10 protein-coding genes and 1 tRNA gene are annotated in these 18758 nt (G+C 60.0%); 4 read left to right on the top strand and 7 right to left on the bottom strand.

Annotated features, from left to right (window positions below; translation table 11 throughout):
- Nucleotides 1-82 precede the first annotated feature (82 nt).
- On the bottom strand, nucleotides 83-799 hold the full coding sequence (nrdG, locus tag AC1AWK_RS07425) for an anaerobic ribonucleoside-triphosphate reductase activating protein (protein WP_476569706.1): 717 nt from the start codon (nucleotides 797-799) through the stop codon (nucleotides 83-85).
- A 93-nt stretch (nucleotides 800-892) separates the two neighbouring features.
- Nucleotides 893-3271: an anaerobic ribonucleoside-triphosphate reductase gene (nrdD, locus tag AC1AWK_RS07420; RefSeq protein WP_476569704.1), complete on the bottom strand. Its 2379-nt coding sequence runs from the start codon at nucleotides 3269-3271 to the stop codon at nucleotides 893-895.
- A gap of 387 nt (nucleotides 3272-3658) precedes the next feature.
- Here nrdD and xseA point away from each other — a divergent pair, with 387 nt between their 5' ends.
- Nucleotides 3659-4924, top strand: a complete 1266-nt coding sequence (gene xseA, locus AC1AWK_RS07415; protein WP_476569427.1) for an exodeoxyribonuclease VII large subunit — start codon at nucleotides 3659-3661, stop codon at nucleotides 4922-4924.
- A 66-nt stretch (nucleotides 4925-4990) separates the two neighbouring features.
- Nucleotides 4991-5278, top strand: coding sequence for an exodeoxyribonuclease VII small subunit (locus AC1AWK_RS07410; RefSeq protein WP_476569425.1), 288 nt, complete (start codon nucleotides 4991-4993; stop codon nucleotides 5276-5278).
- A gap of 108 nt (nucleotides 5279-5386) precedes the next feature.
- Here AC1AWK_RS07410 and AC1AWK_RS07405 read toward each other — a convergent pair whose 3' ends face one another.
- Complete coding sequence (locus AC1AWK_RS07405) at nucleotides 5387-6121, bottom strand: DUF4391 domain-containing protein (protein WP_476569423.1); 735 nt, start codon at nucleotides 6119-6121, stop codon at nucleotides 5387-5389.
- Between the two features lie 150 nt (nucleotides 6122-6271).
- Nucleotides 6272-6344 (bottom strand) — tRNA-Arg (locus AC1AWK_RS07400).
- An 83-nt stretch (nucleotides 6345-6427) separates the two neighbouring features.
- Between AC1AWK_RS07400 and AC1AWK_RS07395 the strand changes: the two genes are divergently transcribed.
- Complete coding sequence (locus AC1AWK_RS07395; RefSeq protein ID WP_476569421.1) at nucleotides 6428-6922, top strand: very short patch repair endonuclease; 495 nt, start codon at nucleotides 6428-6430, stop codon at nucleotides 6920-6922.
- On the opposite strand, the gene AC1AWK_RS07390 is transcribed toward AC1AWK_RS07395, so the two are convergent.
- The gene (locus AC1AWK_RS07390) at nucleotides 6893-7966 is read right to left on the bottom strand and encodes an endonuclease/exonuclease/phosphatase family protein (RefSeq protein ID WP_476569419.1); all 1074 of its coding nucleotides are present in this window, start codon (nucleotides 7964-7966) and stop codon (nucleotides 6893-6895) included. The genes AC1AWK_RS07395 and AC1AWK_RS07390 overlap by 30 nt on opposite strands.
- A 183-nt stretch (nucleotides 7967-8149) precedes the next feature.
- On the opposite strand from AC1AWK_RS07390, the gene AC1AWK_RS07385 reads away from it, so the two are divergent.
- Nucleotides 8150-8782 (top strand): hypothetical protein, encoded by a 633-nt coding sequence (locus tag AC1AWK_RS07385; RefSeq protein ID WP_476569417.1) that lies wholly within the window; start codon nucleotides 8150-8152, stop codon nucleotides 8780-8782.
- A gap of 119 nt (nucleotides 8783-8901) precedes the next feature.
- On the opposite strand, the gene AC1AWK_RS07380 is transcribed toward AC1AWK_RS07385, so the two are convergent.
- Both AC1AWK_RS07380 and AC1AWK_RS07375 read right to left on the bottom strand, forming a co-directional pair.
- Nucleotides 8902-9348: a holo-ACP synthase gene (locus tag AC1AWK_RS07380; RefSeq protein ID WP_476569415.1), complete on the bottom strand. Its 447-nt coding sequence runs from the start codon at nucleotides 9346-9348 to the stop codon at nucleotides 8902-8904.
- A complete protein-coding gene (locus AC1AWK_RS07375) occupies nucleotides 9345-18734 on the bottom strand; it encodes a fatty acid synthase subunit beta domain-containing protein (protein ID WP_476569413.1) in 9390 nt (3129 codons plus the stop codon). Before AC1AWK_RS07375 ends, AC1AWK_RS07380 begins: the two co-directional genes overlap by 4 nt.
- Nucleotides 18735-18758 lie beyond the last annotated feature (24 nt).

Here is an 18758-nt window from a genome sequence, read left to right as displayed (position 1 = left end):
GACATGCACCGCTGTTGTGTAATGTAATCAACATACTGCCCAATATCATCGATGTACCGTGTCTTGGTAGCTCTCGCAAACCCTAGCTCGCATTGCCTTCACCAGTGGCACGATCCTTGCCATATATCGACGGGATGAACCGTTCTTGGTCATGCAGTTTCGCCCACAACACCGGCTCACCCTGCTCCAGCGAACGCGGCACATCCAAAATGCGCTGATTGGAACTACCTCTGAACTGCAATAGCGAATCATGCAACGATTTGATATACCGGCCATCCACCAACACATCGATAAGCGACAACAACTCACGCTTATCCGGCGTCTCCCCAGGCCGCATCAGCTCCTCCCAAGTGTAGCCCGTCCAGCACCATATATCTTTGGTATCGCCAAACCGCTCACGAATACGACGCACCAAGGGAATCAGCATCGGCGTATTCAGCAGCGGCTCGCCGCCAAGCAGCGTCATACCCTGCACGTAGCTTTGCGCCAGATCCTCCATGATTTGCGACTCCAAGCGCTCATCATAGGGACGGCCAGCCCGAAAGTCCCAAATAGACGCGTTATAACAACCCTCGCAACGAAACGGACAACCCGCCACATACAACGAGCAACGAATCCCTTCGCCATCTGTCATGACAAAACGCTTGTAATCCGCCACAATATTGCGGCTCATTCGCCGCCCATCCCACTGCCCGGCCTTCGGATTATTAGTACCGACACATGGCACGAAAGGGCCGCGCCCCTCCTCACCGGCGGCAAAATCATGATGCGTGCACTGCGCCCGCTCCTCATTCGCCATCATCACCCCCAGTATCCATACACCCGTAGCATAACGGGGCGCAACGCCAAATCACGTTCGCCCCGTTACGCCTGGTGCATCACCAATCGAGCGCTACTTGGTTTCCTCAAACCATTCGCGCGTCGTGCCATCCCCCAACGTCACATGTCCGGTCTCGCCGCTCATATGCTTGACGCGATGGGCGATCTCCTCATGGCGCCCGTGCACCATCGGACGCTGCACCGGGTTGCCCAAATAACCACAAGTGCGCTTGGTGACATTGCACTTGTCTGGATCGGCATTGCCACACTCTGGGCACTTGAAGCCCTCTTCGGTAGGCTCGAAATCACCCTGGAAACCGCACACGAAGCAATGGTCAATGGGCGTATTCGTCCCCAAATATCCGATACCGATGTTGTATGCATAATCCCACACCGATTCCAACGCCTTGGGGTTGTCCTGCAGACACGGGAACTCGCAATAGTTGATGAAGCCGCCCGACGCATAGTACGGGAAGTCCTTCTCATAGTTGAGCTTCTCCATCGGCGTGGGCTGCAGCCACACGGGATAGTGGAAGGAATTGGTATAGAAATCATGGTCGGTAACGCCTGCGATTTCACCGAATTTCGCGCGATCCATGCGGTTGAAGCGATCGGTCAATGATTCGGCAGGCGTGGAATATACCGAATAGTGATAGCCTTCGGCGGCGCTCCACTGCTTGCACAGTTCGTTCATGCGACGCACCACCGACAACGCAAACTCCTTGCCCTGCGGATCCCAGCCATGGTCACGCATCCAATCCTTGCCGAAGAACACCGCGGTCGTCTCATACAAACCGATGTATCCCAACGACACCGTCGCCCGTTCATTACGGAACAACTGGTCAACGCTTTCATTGGCCCCCAAACGACCGAACGCTCCGTAACGGAACAAGGTCGGCGCATTCACCGGCGTCGCCTGCTTGCAGCGCATGATGCGGAACTGCAACGCTTGATGCGCCACTTCCATACGCTCGTTGAACAGCTTCCAGAAACGGTCCACGTCGCCGTGCGACTCCAACGCGATACGCGGCACATTCACCGTCACCACGCCAAGATTCATGCGGCCGTCTTCCACATCTTCGCCGGTCTTGGGATCAATCCAGCCCTGCAGGAAGGAACGGCAACCCATCGGCGCCTTGAAGCTGCCCGTAATCTTGACGATGTTCTCATAGAACACCACATCGGGGTACATGCGCTTGGTGGCGGACTCCAACGCCAGTTGCTTGAGATCGTAATTCGGGTCCCCAGGATCGGCGTTCACGCCATGCTTGACGGTAAACACCAGCTTCGGGAAGATCGCCGTGTGACGATCCTTGCCTAAACCGCGAATACGGTTGAGCAGAATCGCACGCTGAATCTCACGAGCGAACCACGACGTGCCCAAACCAAAACCAACCGTCACAAACGGCGTCTGACCATTGGACACACGGTTGGAGTTAATCTGATACTCCATGGTCTGCATCGCATCGTAAATCGCCTTGCGGGTCATGATCTTCGCATACACCTCGCGCAGCTGCTCCAGCTCCGGCAAATCGGTATCGAAGGCCTCATCATCGGGCAGCGGCTCACGGTTCTCGAAATGCAGCCAATCCGGCTCCTGCATCTTCAGCCCGCGCACCATATCCTCGGCAACCGACACCGGGGTCGAATCCGGAATCATGGCGTGAGCCATCTTCAGATTCTTGTCGTAATCACGCTTGGCATACGGTTCCAACATTTCATCAGCGCGATTGACCGTCTGGCCGCCGTACTGTGCGCCTGCAATATCCTTGATGATCTGCGTAATCTGCGTCGATGCCGTGCCAATGGACTTCGGCGAATCCATCATGGCGTTGCCCAGTGCAAACCCATGGCGCAGCATGTCGCCGAAGTCGGGCAGGGAGCAATTGTTCATGGAGGTAAACGGCGAATAATCGGCGTCATGGAAGTGGATATCGCCCTTCATATGGGCATTGGACACCGCATCCGGCAGCATGGAAAACGCCGAAGCCTTGGACACCGCGCCCGCCAACAAGTCACGCTGCGTAGCGTATACGTTGGAATCCTTATTGGCGTTCTCACGCACCAGCGACTCGTCACGATTCACCAAACGGCTCACCGCTTCATTGATATCCGTCGCCTTGGCACGCTCGATGTCCTTGTTCAGACGGTACGTCGTGTAATTGCGCGCCACCTCATACAAATGCGACTCAATGAGCGCGTGCTCCACCAAGTTCTGAATGTCCTCGATTTTCGCCGGGCCATTGTAACGATTCTTGATCTCACCTTCAACCTGATTCGCCAAATCACGAATCATCAGTTCTTCTTCGGGGCCGACGTTCTTATCCAAGTCCTTAAACGCGGACTTCACCGCGTTGATGATGTTCACCGCATCAAAATCAACCACACGACCATCACGCTTCTCCACCAACACCGTATCCGCGGTCTGCGCGGCCAGCACCTGAGTGTCCATCATCATCCTTTCCTATCCAATGCGCCACCAACCCGCCAACACTGACCGCAACCATAATCGGCGAGCCAAATTACACGACGGTAAGTTGTGTGGTGCTTACGACTGTACACCCACTACACAACGAGATATAGTGCTTCCATCGATATTTTTCACCTAGATATAGTGAATATGGCGAAACTCCGCCAAAACTGATATAAAAATCGACACCACATCGGCGCGTTGTGCATCACACATCACAACCATACCTCTGCAACACGTTTCCACACCCTCGCGGCGACCGCTGATCGCACGCCACAGACCTCAACACACCCGACGATCACGCACCCCATCAGCCATCAACAGCACTTGCGCGACAAGCTTGTCCATTCGATGCACAACCCTAGAACCATGACGTTTGACATGGCACGCAGCGAGGCTCCCCAGCCCGCCACAGCACCCCAGCCACTGCCCGCTCGAGCGATGGACACCACCGCCGAACGCCCCTGGCCCGTCAGCGTGTTGAGCCAAAAATTCCACAACGCCGTCGCTAAATGGCCCGGTGCGTGGGTCGAAGGCCAAATCGTCGAAATCAACATGCGACGCGCCTCCTCCGGCTACATCACCCTGCGCGACAACGTCGAAGAAATCTCCCTGTCCGTGATGGGTTTCAGCCAATTCGTTGCCAAAGCCCGTGATTTTCGTCAAGGCGACCGCGTAGTCATCCACGGCCGACCAGACCTGTGGATGAAGGCCACACGCCTGAGCTTCGTCGCCGACGACATCCGACGCGTCGGCTCTGGAGGACTCAAGGAATATATCGACGAACTGCGCAAACGCCTGAAAGGCGAGGGACTATTCGACGAAGACCGCAAAGTGCCACTGCCGGAATTCCCCCACCGCATCGGTCTGATCTGCGCACCGCAAGCCCGCGCCGAAGGCGACGTCATCACCAATGTGCGTCTGCGCTGGCCGGTCACTGAATTCACTGTGGTGCACGCACACGTGCAAGGCGCGCAATGTCCCTCTGACATCATCGCCGCCATCCGCAAGCTCGACGCTGACCCGGACGTGGACGTCATCATCGTGGCACGCGGCGGCGGTAGCTTCGAAGATCTCATCGGATTCTCCGACGAAGGCGTGGTTCGCGCTACGGCAGAGTGCGTCACCCCCATCATCTCGGCCATCGGACACGAAGACGATTGGACTCTCATCGACCTGGCAGCGGACTTACGAGCCTCAACCCCCACCGATGCCGCCAAAAAAGTCGTGCCCGACATTCGCGAGCAATGGCAGCTGATCGCCAACGCGCAATACACCATGCGCAACCGCATCGAAGCGCGCGTGAGCAATGAGGAACGGCTTATCTCAGGATATGCCACTAGGCCAAGCCTGACGCAGCCGCACACGATGCTCGAACCGCACCAACGATTTGTGGACGATGCCGTACAGCGTCTGCGCCACGGATTGACACGTATCCTCGATGACGCATGCCTCACCGTGGAAAAAACCCACGCGTCCCTTACCGCGCTCAGCCCGCAATCCACCTTGGACCGCGGATACGCCATCGTGCAACGCAATGACGGGCATGTTGTGGATGATGCCGACACCGTGACGGCCGGCGATATACTTACGGTCACGCTCAAACGCGGCAACATCGTGGCACAGGCGCAGTAACAGGGCGGACTGTCACAGGCCCCAACTTTCAAGACCATCAACTGGAACACAACCAAAGGAACGTCCATGACCGACACTACGAACTCCACCGCCTCCAGCCTCACCGACAGCGAGCGCGAGGAAATCAACAACCTGCCTTACGAGGAGGCGCGCGACCGACTCATTCAAGCCGTGCAAGCGCTGGAAGCCGGCGGGCTGAACCTGGACCAGTCCATGCGCCAGTGGGAAATCGGCGAAGCGCTGGCACGCCGTGCGCAAGCCCTGCTCAACGACGTGCGTGCGAAACTAGATGCCGCCGCAGCCGAGCAGGCCGCCACCGCCAATACTGCAGGCACGCAGTCGAATCTTGACTAATATCTGACGCGCGCCTCTCCGGCAACCGGCATATAGCGAAGTCCCGTCTTGACACACGCCAAGACGGGACTTCGCTATATACGTCCAAACACGCGGATATCGCTCAACTCACGACTGTGACAGCTTGCTCAATGCCTCCAATTCAGCCTTGGCTTTGTGCAGTTTGGCAAAAACCTCATTGCGCTGCTGCGGCTGCTTGGCCCGGGCATGGTCGCGGGTGAGTTTGTCGATGTCGGCTTCCAATTGCGCCATGCGGGCACGGCGGGCAATCGCCGCGTCGATATCAGACACATGATCCTGTCCCAGAATCGCCTGCGCGGTCAACGCATCCCACACCTCATCCAAGGTGTCGCCCAGCACGCGCAACGCTGCCTCTTCGGCCGACCTCCACGATCCCACATACACCATATACGTAGGAATATGTCCGGCACGCCCCGGCAACGCACGGCGCACGGCAAGCGCATACTCCTGCCGCACCGCGCCCGTCTCGCCATCCTCCTTATCGCGCACGCACACAAACAGCATGGCCGACCTACGCTGTGCGGCAATATGATCGATGACCGCCGTCGGCACCTCGACGTTTCCCGAGGCAAGTCGCAAGCCCATCACCAGAATCTCTGGTACACGAATCCCCGGCTGCACTCCCGTGTTGGTATCGCGCATCAGCGCCAGAAACGCAATGCTCGCTATGTCATTCACCAAACGTTGCTTTAACTTGGCCGACACCGGCGCTTTCCCCACAAATGCCGCCTTCGGCAGTGCGCCACGCTCCTGTGCGACCGCCACCGAAGGAGGCAGCCCCAACGTCACCGCGCTCACTGTTCCACACGTCATAGCAGTCATTGCCATACCCTCCTTTACGCCAGCGGCATTGGTATAACTGCACTCCAGTGTAATAGGAATATCGCGACGCTCGGGACCATCCCTTATGTCGCCATGACGCAAACCAACGCATGGCACAACCCATCCGGCCGCCGCACAACTGTATTCCAGTGCCCGAGACGCGATTCGAACGCGCGACACCCGCTTTAGGAGAGCGGTGCTCTATCCACTGAGCTACCCGGGCAGCAATGCACCATTGTACACACCTGTCACACCAGCAACGCCACACACCGCCAAGCTGGGCCACCAGCCACGTATCTTGGCATAATGGAGGCGATGAACATTTCCGCCAAGCAACACGAGTCCTCACCGTATGAGCGGGGCACACGCAGCTACATCATGTCGCGTATCCACGGCAGCGACACCTCCATCGAAGTGTTGACCAGGCGATATTTATTCGCACGCGGGCTGCGGTTTCGCAAAAACGACAAGCGTTATCCAGGACGCCCCGACATCGTGCTGCCCAAATGGCATACCGTCGTGTTCATCAACGGCTGCTTTTGGCATAGTCACGAAGGCTGTCCCAAATATCGGATGCCAAAATCCAACGTGGAGTTTTGGACGGCGAAGCTTACCCGCAACCGCGAGCGCGACCGCGTGCAACATGAGCAGTTGAGGCAGGCTGGATGGCGTGTCATCGTGGTGTGGGAATGCGAGTTGAAGAACCGTGCATGCCGCGAACAACGGTTGGCCGCGTTATATGAGGACATCACACAACCAGCCCAGCCAGCATCAAGCACCGACATCAATGGTGGCCAATAGCGCCGCATGATCGGAGCCGGGCAGTTTGTCAACCTCCACCTGCCCGGCGGTCATACCTTGGTCCACGATGATGTGATCGAGGTCGCAGAATGCCGGAAGCCAAGCGCGGTCCAACGGCCACGTGAACGTGAACCCGTGGCCGGAAAGGTAGGCTGCATCCTGGAATCGGTCTCCCAACATATTGCGAAACACCGTGTGATCCATGGTGGCATTGAAATCGCCCATCAATACGTAGGTGTAGTCATTGCGGTTGCGCAATGTTGACAGGTCGTTGACGGAGGTACTCCAACGATCCCAACGGCCCGGAGAGGGTGAGATGGTGTGGACGGATACGAAGCGCACAGGTTTGCGACCGCCGTCGAACATAATGGTGGCTCCCGGCATGAAAGATGCGATAGAATGCACTTCGTCAGTGGCTACCTCCTGCAGAGGTGTTGCCGACCATAAACCATTGCCATAATGCCGATCCGAAGATACGACTTTGGAATATGGTAGATATTCGTCGATACCCGCTTGTTTGAGTTTTTCAACAAATGTGGGAGTGGTTTCCTGCAATGCCAACACCTCCACGCGTTCATCGCGTACTTTTTCCACGATGCTGCGTGCGTCGGCGTGGCCTTTGTACACATTGAACGTCATGACCCGCGCATAGCGATCGGTGGTATCGGGTTGCACGGCCGAAACCGCCGCGGAAGCACGACCGTCCAATGCGGTGCCTTGTGCGAAAAATGGATACTGCCACCATATGTTGGCGATAATGCACAGCAGCGACAACAGGACGTTGACCCATCGACGCGACACCAATCCCGCCAATACGGCGATAGCGGCAACGATTATGAACCATGGTGTGGCCGAAGCGATCACGGGTAGGTACGGCAGTTGTTGAATCTGCGCAGGCATAATGCGCACCAATGCCGAAACTAAAGCGATAAGCGTGCATATGCCGCAGATGAGCCGCAGCACCGGATGCCGTTTGCGTGAACGTTTCCCCGATGAGGTGCCGCCGGATTGTTTGGCACGCGACGAAGCCATGCTGGTAGCCATGTGTCCTCCCTTAAACTCTCCATAGCGTACCGCATATGCCCGAGGAACCATATCATGCGCTTGAACGATTCACGGTTTCCACAGCATCATCTCCGGCGATGACCTCCCATTCCCACACATAAGCGTATGGTAGTAGTCACCGGTACGGGTAGAAACAACAAACGAATAACACAGGGGTTTGCAATGGATAAGCAGTGTGACCAGTCGCCGCTCGGGACGAATGTTTCGGCCGAGGATGCTTCGCTGTCATTGCCGGACATCGCCCGCCGCCGTTCGCGCCCGATAGTGCGCGCGCTGTATGGCTTGACCATATTGGCCGCCATTATCGCACCGTACTGGCTTGGCAGGTTTGCTGCGGCCAAACATACGCAGTGGCTGGTGACGCATGTGTCGATGTTAGAACCACGCGGCGTGGTGCTGGTATCCTGGGCGGTAACGGTTATTGCGTTAAGCGGCTTGGGCTTGATGATTGTCGAAGCGCACAATTGGGCGTGGCGCGTGATGTTTGTGCTGGGGCTGGCTGCCGAACAGGGCATCGCCGGTTTGTGCCTGTTGAAGACTGATTTTTGGTATTCCACCTACGTGGTGTATGGCGAGCATGCCGGATTAGCCAACGCCGCGAATCTCGGTATTATTGCCGCCGGTTTGGCAGTGGCCGTGTATGCCGTGGTGTTCGTTGGATTGCTGGTGACGATCCGTAAGGATTGCAAGCTTAATGTGCTGACACGCAGTTGGGCGTCCATGTTGCTGTTTTATGCGATTGAAGTGGTTGCGCTGCTGATTGTGATGTTCGGCGGTCTGCTGACCACGGTGTAGGCCGGCGTAGGCCGATGGAGACCGCGTTGGCTGCCCTGTCACACATACGCAATGGTGCCGCCAGCATATCGCTGGCGGCACCATGGTCATAGGCGACGTGTGTATGGCATTTACGTTTCTTAGCGTTCCAATATCACCATGGCTGAGGCCACCGGCCCGTCATGGCTTAGGGAAATATGCCACCGCAGCACTGGTGTCGAACCTGGTCGGATCGACACCGATACGGATGCGTTCAACGCCGCCTGTACATCATTGCGCAGCACCACTTGGGGACGGCCTCGACCATCATCGATAATCTCTACACCATCCCAGGGGAACCCTTCCATGGTATACGGATAGTCATCTTGCCCAACGGCGGCGCACCATGCTTTGACCACCGATTCCTTGCCTGCCCATTTGGCGGACAGGTGAACGTCGCGCGCATCATGCTTGGCATGCGCCAACGCCGCCGCCTGCCGGCGCTCGCGCAGGGAAAACAACTGTTCCATACGCGAGCCAGGGGCGGCAAGCTGTTCGGCAAACGCAGCGACGTCCACCACGTCATGTCCTATGGCAAGCACGCTCATGCTTCGAAGTACCCTTCTGCGCCAAGGCGGGCCTGCGGATCAAGCAGCATGGCCTTCTCCACATCGTGAGCGTTGTAGCCGCGCCCATCTTCATGGAATCGACGGTTGTCAATCGCCTCGTACAGCGGCTGACGGCCCATCATGCCTTCTTCCAGTCGGCGCTGTCCTGCGGCAAGGCGCTCGTTGGCACGCTCGCGCCACTCCTGCAAGGCTCGCACGCCTTGCGTGTGCGCCACGGCCGCTTCGAAGGCGCCCGGATGCACGATGGCGGCGAAACCACTGACATGGCCGAAGCCCAAGGAAGTTGCCAAACCAGCTTTGACCGTGCCCACATGCAGCGGCTTGGTCAGCCACACCATATGGTCGTCACGCTTGAGCTTGGGATCGACGCAATCGAGCGACGCATTCGCCGGTACCACGCCCGAGCCGAACAGCTGGGTCAGGCCGTTGATCTGGAAGATGCAGGCGCCGCCCTTCGCGTGGCCGGTCAGGGTCTTTTGCGAAATAACGAACAACGGGTTGCCCTCGCTGCGGCCAATGGCATGAGCCACGGTGTTGTGCAGTTCGGACTCGTTGGGATCGTTCGCATTGGTGGAGGTATCGTGCTTGGACACCACGGCGATGTCGTCCGGCGTCACACCCAGCTTGGCCAGATCGCGCACCAGACGCGAATCCTTGCCACCACGGGCAGCCGCCAACGCGCCAAGCCCCGGAGCCGGAATCGAGGTGTGCGCGCCATCTGCATAGGAGTGGATGAAGCCAACCACACCGGCCACCGGCAGACCCATGCGCAACGCGATGTCACCGCGCGTCAGCAGGATGGTGCCGCCGCCCTGCGATTCGACGAATCCACCGCGGCGACGATCGTTGGCACGCGAGAAGAAGCGCGCGTCGATACCCTTGGCGTACATCTCGGCGGAGTTGGCCGTGGCGTTCATGTTGCCGAAGCCGATCACCGATTCCACGCCAATGTCGTCGATGGCGCCGGTGACCACGAAGTCGGCCTTGCCCAGCGCGATCTTGTCGCAGCCTTCCTCCAGGGAGACGGCGGCGGTAGCGCAGGCGGACACCGGCTGGATCATGTTGCCATAGCCACCGATATAGGACTGCATGACATGCGCCGCCACCACGTTCGGCAACGCTTCCTGCAGAATATCGGTCGGAATCTCATGGTTGAGGAAACGATCCAGGTAGAGCTTGCGCATGGATCGCATGCCGCCGAAGCCCGTGCCTTGCGTGCTGGCCACCATGGACGGATGTACCGCCTGCAGCATTTCGGTGGGCGTGAAGCCTGCGGACAGGTACGCATCCACCGTGGTCACGATGTTCCACAGTGCGATTGGATCGACGTCACCGACCATCGACGCGGGGATACCCCACTTAAGCGGATCGAAACCGGTCGGGAACTGGCCTCCCACCGTGCGGGTCATGGTGGCACGACGCGGCACGCGCACCATGGAACCGGCGCGGCGCGTCACCTGCCATTCGCCGCTTTCCGGATCGGGAGCGATGCTCGTATGGTCGGCATCCAGCTGCACATAGCCTTCGGCAATCGCCTGGCTGGGCACCGTAAACGTCACATCATGCTCGAGGAACACTTCCGTTTCCTCTTCGTCGGTGCCATCGCGGTAGTCGCCGCCCATGCCATCGTCGAAGGGTCGGATGCCGCAGCGAGCCACGACTTCGTCATGGTAACGCTCAGCGATATCCTCTTCGGGCACCAGGTTGCCTTCCACGTCATACCAGCCGGGCTTGGGGCTATCCTGCCAAGCAAGCAAGCCCATGTTCCAAGCGAGTTCCAGCACCGCGCCTGCGGACAGATTCACCGTGCCGTCGTGGTGAATGCCCAGCTCGGCTTCGAAACGCGTGCGTCCCGAACCCCACGGGCTCAGCTCGCCCACCGACACAATAACGATTTCCTCTTCCGGACGGGCGCTGACCGCGGTCCAATCCTCCAAGTCAACCTTCGGCTGCGCGGGCACATGCGGCGTCGGCAGCGCCTTGACCATGGTCCGCACCGCCGGCATCGTGGTGGTTTCATCGGCGCGACGCTCCTCTTCGGCCTGCGCTTCCGCCATCGCCTGCGCACGCAACGCCTTGATGTCGATCGGATCATTGCCCAAGCCACCGGTCAAATCGACGTCCAGCGCCTTGACCGCAGCCTCGGCACGCGACTGCGCCGAGCACAAATCCAGCAGCTTCACGGCGATTTCTTCGGTGGAGTACGTGGTCAGGCCCTGACGCTCGACCACGGACACCAGCGGATCGTTGCCGCCCATCAAACCGGTGCCACGAACCCAACCGATACGCGGATGCGCGAACGTCACCCGGTCGGCCCAGACCCGTTCGGCACGGGCACGGTTCACGATGGCATCAAAGGCGCTCTTGACCTCGCCATACGCACCGTCGCCGCCGAAGATACCGCGGTTCGGCGAACCCGGCAGCACCACATGCAGTTTATGCTCCACGTGGGTGTCGGCACCGATGGCCGCCAAACCGGCAATCGCGCGTTCCACTCCCCACAGCATCAGACGAGCCTGCGATTCAAACAGCTCGCCGGAGTCGGCCAGCGTGCCACGAACCGGCGGCGCGGCAAACGGGAAGAACAGCGTCGGCTCATACGATTCCTTGATGATGGTGGTGGTGGCACCGCTGGTCTTCTTGACCACGCCGCCGATCCACGCCACCAACGCATCCACGTCACGGTAGCTCGACAGGTTCGCCGGCACCAACCACAGCTTGGCGTCGCCCACCGCATGCTCGCGGTAAGCCTGCTTCGCCCATGCCTTCACCGACGGCTTGAAGCTGTGCGAGGTGGCCACAACCGTAGCGCCGCCAGCCAGCAAACCGCACACCACTTGCGCGGCGATTGAGTTCGGCGCCACACCAGTGACCACGGCGATGTCACCGGCGAAGCGCGACGACGCTTCGTCATCCGCCGTCGGGGTCACCGCCTGCTGCGCCACTTGCTCGTAGCGCTGCGCCAACGCCTCGTCGCCCGCATGACGGGCACGCTGGGCAAACCATGCGGCCTGCTCGGCCACCGCCTGGCCGGCACCCCGATAATTGCCGTCCAGCACCTGCGATTCGCCGTCATAGAACGCACGAGCCATATCCTCACGAGCCGACGCCCAACGGTCATCGAACAAGATGGCCTTGTCCTCGTCGAAACGCGGAGTCACCTGCTGAGGCCAATCCGCACCCAGCTCGGCCTGCACGGCCGCCACCACCGCGGCGTTCTCGTCCTCTTGCGTCTCGGCCGCGGGAGCACGCACGCCCAGCTGATCCAGCACGAAGCGCGCGGTTGCCGCGAGCACTCCCTGCTCACCGGTCACCTGCTCGGCGAAAGCCTGCAGCGCGGCGGAATCCACCATCGCGCCACCAGCAGCGCCACCAGCGGACGGCATGGCCACCGCAATACCGCGGGCAGCCGCCACATGACGCACCGCAGCATCGATGAGCTCATTGGCCGCAGCCGCATTGGATGCGGCGGTAGTGCTCAGGCTTGCCAAATCACCGCCACGCGAGCTGGCACCCTCGCGGGTTTCCAACACCAACGCCGCCACGACATGGCTGATCCAGCCCGCGCCCAACTGCCAGGTTTCGGCCACGCGCTTCTCCACCCCGGCGAGCTTGACACCGGAAGCACCGAACATGGCACGCATACGGTCACGAACGATATCGGACAGCACCGCGCCAAACGCTTTGTAATTCGGCGCGACCTTGTTCACCAATGCGCTGAGCGCGCCGATGCTCGCCTCTGCGGCACCGTCCACGCTAGCCACGCCCAACTCGGAGCTGATATCCATCAGCAGCTGGTTACGACGAGACGACACACCATTGGTCAGCGTATCAGTGGTGTCGTTGTCACCGATCTGATCGGGGCGCACCTTCGCCGAGTACGCCAACAGCATGCCGATGGCGTCGCTGGCGCGGAAGTCGATATCCGCCGGACGCTCGACACCACCTGCGGCAGGAACTGCGGGGGCAGCAGGGGCAACAGCCGCGGCTTCAGTCGCAGCAGCCAGAGCGGCAGCGGGCGCGGACTCTACTGCCGGCGCTTCGCTCACCTCCTCGTCCTCATCCTGCGGCACCAACGAATCAGTGTCGGTCATGTAAATGCGACCCTCGTCACGGCCGACGTTATACACCGTCACCGTGCGGTTCGAGAAGTCCGGCAACTGCAGCGTCTTGGCGCCCAAGTTCGCCAACGTCGGCGCATTGCCCAAACCGACCTCGACATACTGCTCGACGCCAAGACCGCCCTTGGCTTCCTCCGTAAAGAGCAGCGCCTGCGTTTCGATCCAACGCACCGGAGACGCGAACTGCCAAGACAGCAGCTCCGTGAGCAGCAAACGGCCCAACTTCTGATCGTCCTGCGCGTAGGACCGCCACACCGACTCATCGGCCAGCGCGCGCTCAATGCGCTCCGACGGCACCACTTCCAGGATTCTCGCCGCAAACTCGCGGGTCATCTCGAACGGCGCCGCGACCAAGTTCGGAATATAACGGCCAACCAAACGACCACGATAATCAATGGTCTGCGGCAGCAGCGCATCCAACTTGTCGCGGAACTCCGGCACGCCCTTGCGCAGCACCGACGAATGGAACGGCACGTCAATACCCGGCACCATCATGAACGGCGGCTTGCCACCATATTCGGCGGCACGGCGGGACGCATCCGTCTGCAACGCCTTCAAACCGGCAATCGTGCCCGCCACCGCATACTGCTGGCCGGCAAGGTTGTAGTTCACAATCTCCAGGAACTCACCGCTCGTGCGCGACACTTCGGCAATATATTCCTTGACTTGGGCGTCACCCATGCCGAACTGGTTCGGACGCAACGCGCCCATGCGATAGTTGGAACGGCCCTGCGCGTCACGATCAATAAGATGATGCATGGTCGAACCACGATGGAACACCAGCTCCACCACCGTCTCCAACGGAATGACATCCGCGAACGAGCTCAGCGCATTGTATTCACCCAACGAATGACCCGCGAAATACGCCGGCCACATATCATTGCCGCTCTCACGCAACCGCGCGGTCTGCGCAAACGCCACCGTCGCCAACGCCACCTGCGTGAACTGAGTAAGGTTCAGCAAGCCCTCCGGATGACGATACGTCACACCATGTGCGGTCAGCTCCTTGGGATTGTCACGCACCACGGCAAGAATCGAGAAGCCCAAACGCTCGCGCGTCACCTTATCGGCACGCTCCCACACACTGCGGGCCGCCGCCGACTTGCTGCGCTCATCCAACACCATACCCTGCTGCTGAATGCCCTGGCCGGGGTAGACAAACGCACTCTTCGGCGCGCGCACCACCGCAGTGCCACGCGACACAATCTGCCCATCGATACGGCTGGTAACCTCCAACGTCATGCCGCCGTGACGCACACGGCCGACACGCTCCACGGAAATCTCCACCTTATCGTCCAATTGCACCATGCCGTACATGTTGTACGTCCAGCCGGCAATCTCATAATGAGCGCCCGCCTCATCCGTAGCCTGCACCGCATGCTGCGCCGTCGCCGACAGCCACATGCCATGCACCAGCGGAGCGACCAAACCACTCACCGCCGCACCACGATGCGACGTGTGAATTGGATTGAAATCACCAGAAGTACGCGCAAACGCCGTCATCTCATGCGGCGCGGTCACCGTCACACGACGCAGCAAACGGCGCGGTGTATCCGCCAAGTCAACGCCATCGCCCTGATACGCCAGCCAATTGCCATAATCAGGCGCCTCGGTCGGCAATTCATCGCTATACGCGCGGCCACGAATGGCGAAACGCTCCGTTTCATGCGCCAACACCGTGCCATCCTGCGCGGTATGCTCCACATGAATCGTGACCACACGACCCGACGCGGACTCACGATACTGCTCCGCCCAGCTCGTCAACGCAATGCGCTCGCCAGTATGCGATAGCAGCTCGTCCTCGCTCACCTCCAACGCAATGAGATGATCCAAATGCACGGCATTCAGCAAGCCCTCAATCACCGGGAAGCCGTCAACATACACCGAACCCAACGCCGCATAAATCGCAGGCCACGCCGGACCAACCAACGCATCCGGAGCGATACGAGAAGCCATCAGGCTATGCGGCAGCGCACCACCGGTGGCCGCCTCATGGTCAAAGCCCAGATTGGCCGACAGCGTATACCCGGCATGCGCCTTGCCAAACGGATAACGATCCGTATCCGCATCAGGCTCCACCACCGGCATCGCCGTCAGCTCATCGCCAGTAATCGCCGTATTGCCAATACCGGCCGTAGCCGCCAGCATACGATACACATGCTGCGGCAGGCGCTCGCGGTCAACCACCGGATACAAGCCGGATTCCTTGCCGTTGACCACCAACGGAATCACAATGTCGCGCACGGCATGCTTGGACGCACCACCATCGACGTCACCATCCCAATACGTATCGAGATGAATATCCACATCAAACAGTTCGGCGCCATCGCGCTCGCCGATCTTGACGATCTCGTAAGCGGCATCGCCCTGCTGCGTGCCATACGCCGGGTTGGCCATGGTGTGACCCACCCACGAAATGTTCGGGCTGCGACGGATAAACGCCTCGGCGTCGGCAACCGCGCCCAGCTGGGCGAACACCGTTTCGCTGCGATCATCCGCGCCGACGCGCTCAACCATCGCCTGCTCGAAACGGCCCAGAATATCAGCCACTGGCTCATCCACTGTAGTGATGCCCGCCACCGAAATCGGCCCCGGAATAATACGCACGGAATCCGCGCTGTATCGAGCGTCTTCCGACTGCCACAGCTGGTCCTGTCCCCACCAACGCAGCAAATCATGGTCGATGACCGGCACAAACGGCATCGGCTTGGGGTACTCGCGCACCAACACCGGGAACCACGCCACATCCATCGGCACTACCGTCAGCGTATCAACCTGCGGATAGGCCTGTGCCAACGTGGCGATGGCACCCATCGGATCGTCCTGCACCGCCTGACGATCGGCGAACAGCGACGCAAACTCGCCGCACTCCTGCTCGCGAACACGGGCTTCGATGCGCTGCAGCAAGTGCAGGAAACGATCCGCATACGTGTCATCCGCCCACGGGAACGACAACTCTGCGAAACGCTGCGCCCACTGACGATAGGTCATGCTTGCCAAGTCACCGAAATACGGCTTGGAGGTAGCATTCAGCGCCGCAATGATCTCCTCACGACGCGACTCCAACTCCTCCGGATGCTTCATCACACGCACCAACAGACGACCGCAAGCCGCCGAGGAATTCTCCAACTCGTAAATATCCGCGTGCAAATGGCTCAAACCTGAAGTCACGCCACCCTTGGCCTCGCCGGACGGCACCCACTGCTCGCCAATCGGCGCGAACGGATCGTCATCCTGCGCATCCGCGGCAATACCGGGAGTCTCAACCAACATGCGCTTGACTTCAGGGCTGGTATGCGCTTCCTTGGCAGCCATCACGGCCGTACCCACCAGCACACCGTCCACCGGCATCAGCGGCATGCCATAGGCCTTCGCCCATTCGCCGGTGATGTAGTCGGCACCGCGTTCGGGAGTGCCGATACCGCCGCCGGCAACCACTACCAGATTCGACTGCTCGCGCATCAGCGCATACGTGCTCAGCAGCAAATCATCCAAGGATTCCCACGAATGATGGCCGCCAGCAGCGCCACCCTCAACCTCGACAATGATATTCGCCGGTTCAACCGCCTGCGCGATGCGCACGACCTGGCGAATCTGATCGATCGTACCGGGTTTGAAGCACACGTACGGGAAACCATCGGCGTTCAGCGAGCGCACCAACTGCACCGCTTCGTCCAATTCGGGGATGCCTGCGGACACGACCACGCCGTCGATGGGGGTGCCGCTGGCACGCTTCTTGGGGACGATGCGCTGCGAACCGAATTGCAGGTTCCACAGGTAGCGGTCCATGAACATGGCGTTGAATTCGACGGTGCGGCCTTCTTCCAATTGCTCTTCGAGCAGGGCCACATGCTTGTCGAACACTTCGGCGGTAACCTGGCCGCCTCCTGCAAGTTCGGCCCAATATCCGGCGTTTGCGGCTGCCGCGACGATGTCGGGCTCCACGGTGGTAGGCGTCATGCCGGCCAGTAGCACCGGCGCCTTGCCGGTGAGCTTGCTGAAGGCGGTGAGTACCTTGTCGCCGGCAGCCGTGTGCACGACGCGGGGGGCGAAACGCGACCAATCTTGCAGACGTTCGGGCAACGTATCCATGGTGGACAATGCGGTGCGATCGGCCGCGGTGGAGGCTTCCACCACACCCAGACCGGTGCCCTGCGCCACGGCGGACAGCAACTTGCCGACAGTGAGGCCGGGGCCGAAGTTCATCACCCACAGGGCGCTTGCATCGCTGCCGGCGAGCATGCTGCGCACGCGCCCGGCCCAGTCAACATGGTTGACGAGCACTTCGTCGGCGAGCATGCTGCGCACGCGCCCGGCCCAGTCAACATGGTTGACGAGCACTTCGTCGGCGAGCTGGCGCGCATGGTCGGCGTCCAAACCGCATGCGGTGGCCCACGCAACCGTCTGTTCCACGGCTTCCTGCATCAGCGGGCTGTGGAAGGGCAGCGTCACGTCCAAATATTCCAGCACGGGGTCGAACACACGGCCGCCGCGAATCTTTTCATCGCGCAACTTCTGCTGCTTGACATGCTCCTTGCCGACTTCCACGGCGAACGACGCCAAATCCTGCGGGTAGCCGGACAACACCATATGATTGTCGCTGTTGGTCACTGCGATGGAAATCGGACCGTGGGGGTTGTTTACGCGGGCGATCAATGCCTCGATCTGACGCAGCGTCGCGCCCTTGACGCTCAGCATCGGCGTCGCCTCGCCGAAGCGGGCGTTCAATCCCAGCGCACGAGCCTGACGAGTGCCGGCCACACCAATCAGCGTGGCCAACGCCAGAATGCGATCGATGGCTTCGCCGGCCGCGGCAAACGAGCCAGCCTCTTCGACGGCCTGCGTCATGTGCACGGCAAGAATGCCCTGCGAATGGCCCAGCAATGCCACGGGATGAGCCGACGCAACAGCATAGCCCAGCTGTTCGGCATCCAACAGTGCGCCGAGTTGCGCTAAGGCAATGCCTGGTACCGAAGCAGGAGCGTCCGCCGCCGCACCCAACGAAACGGGATTTGCCTCAAAACCAAACAAATCCACAGGACGTCCCGTGGTTGCCAACACATCGGCGGAGACAGGCGTCAACACCTGCTGCGCATTGCTCATATGCGCACGCAGTGCCTCGCCAACTTCGGGATTGGCCATGGCATCCGCCAGCGCATTCGTCCACGGCGTGGACTGGCCTGCGAAGGCGAGCGCATGCGGTTCGCTGTTGAGTCGGTTCAGGAAGAACTGTGTTTCGCTCATTCGTGGTTCCTTACTTGCTTGTTC

The organism is Bifidobacterium sp. LH_491 (genome assembly GCF_056356495.1).
The sequence above is the reverse complement of the archived record's forward strand: the minus strand, read 5'-3'. Positions and strand labels throughout refer to the sequence as shown.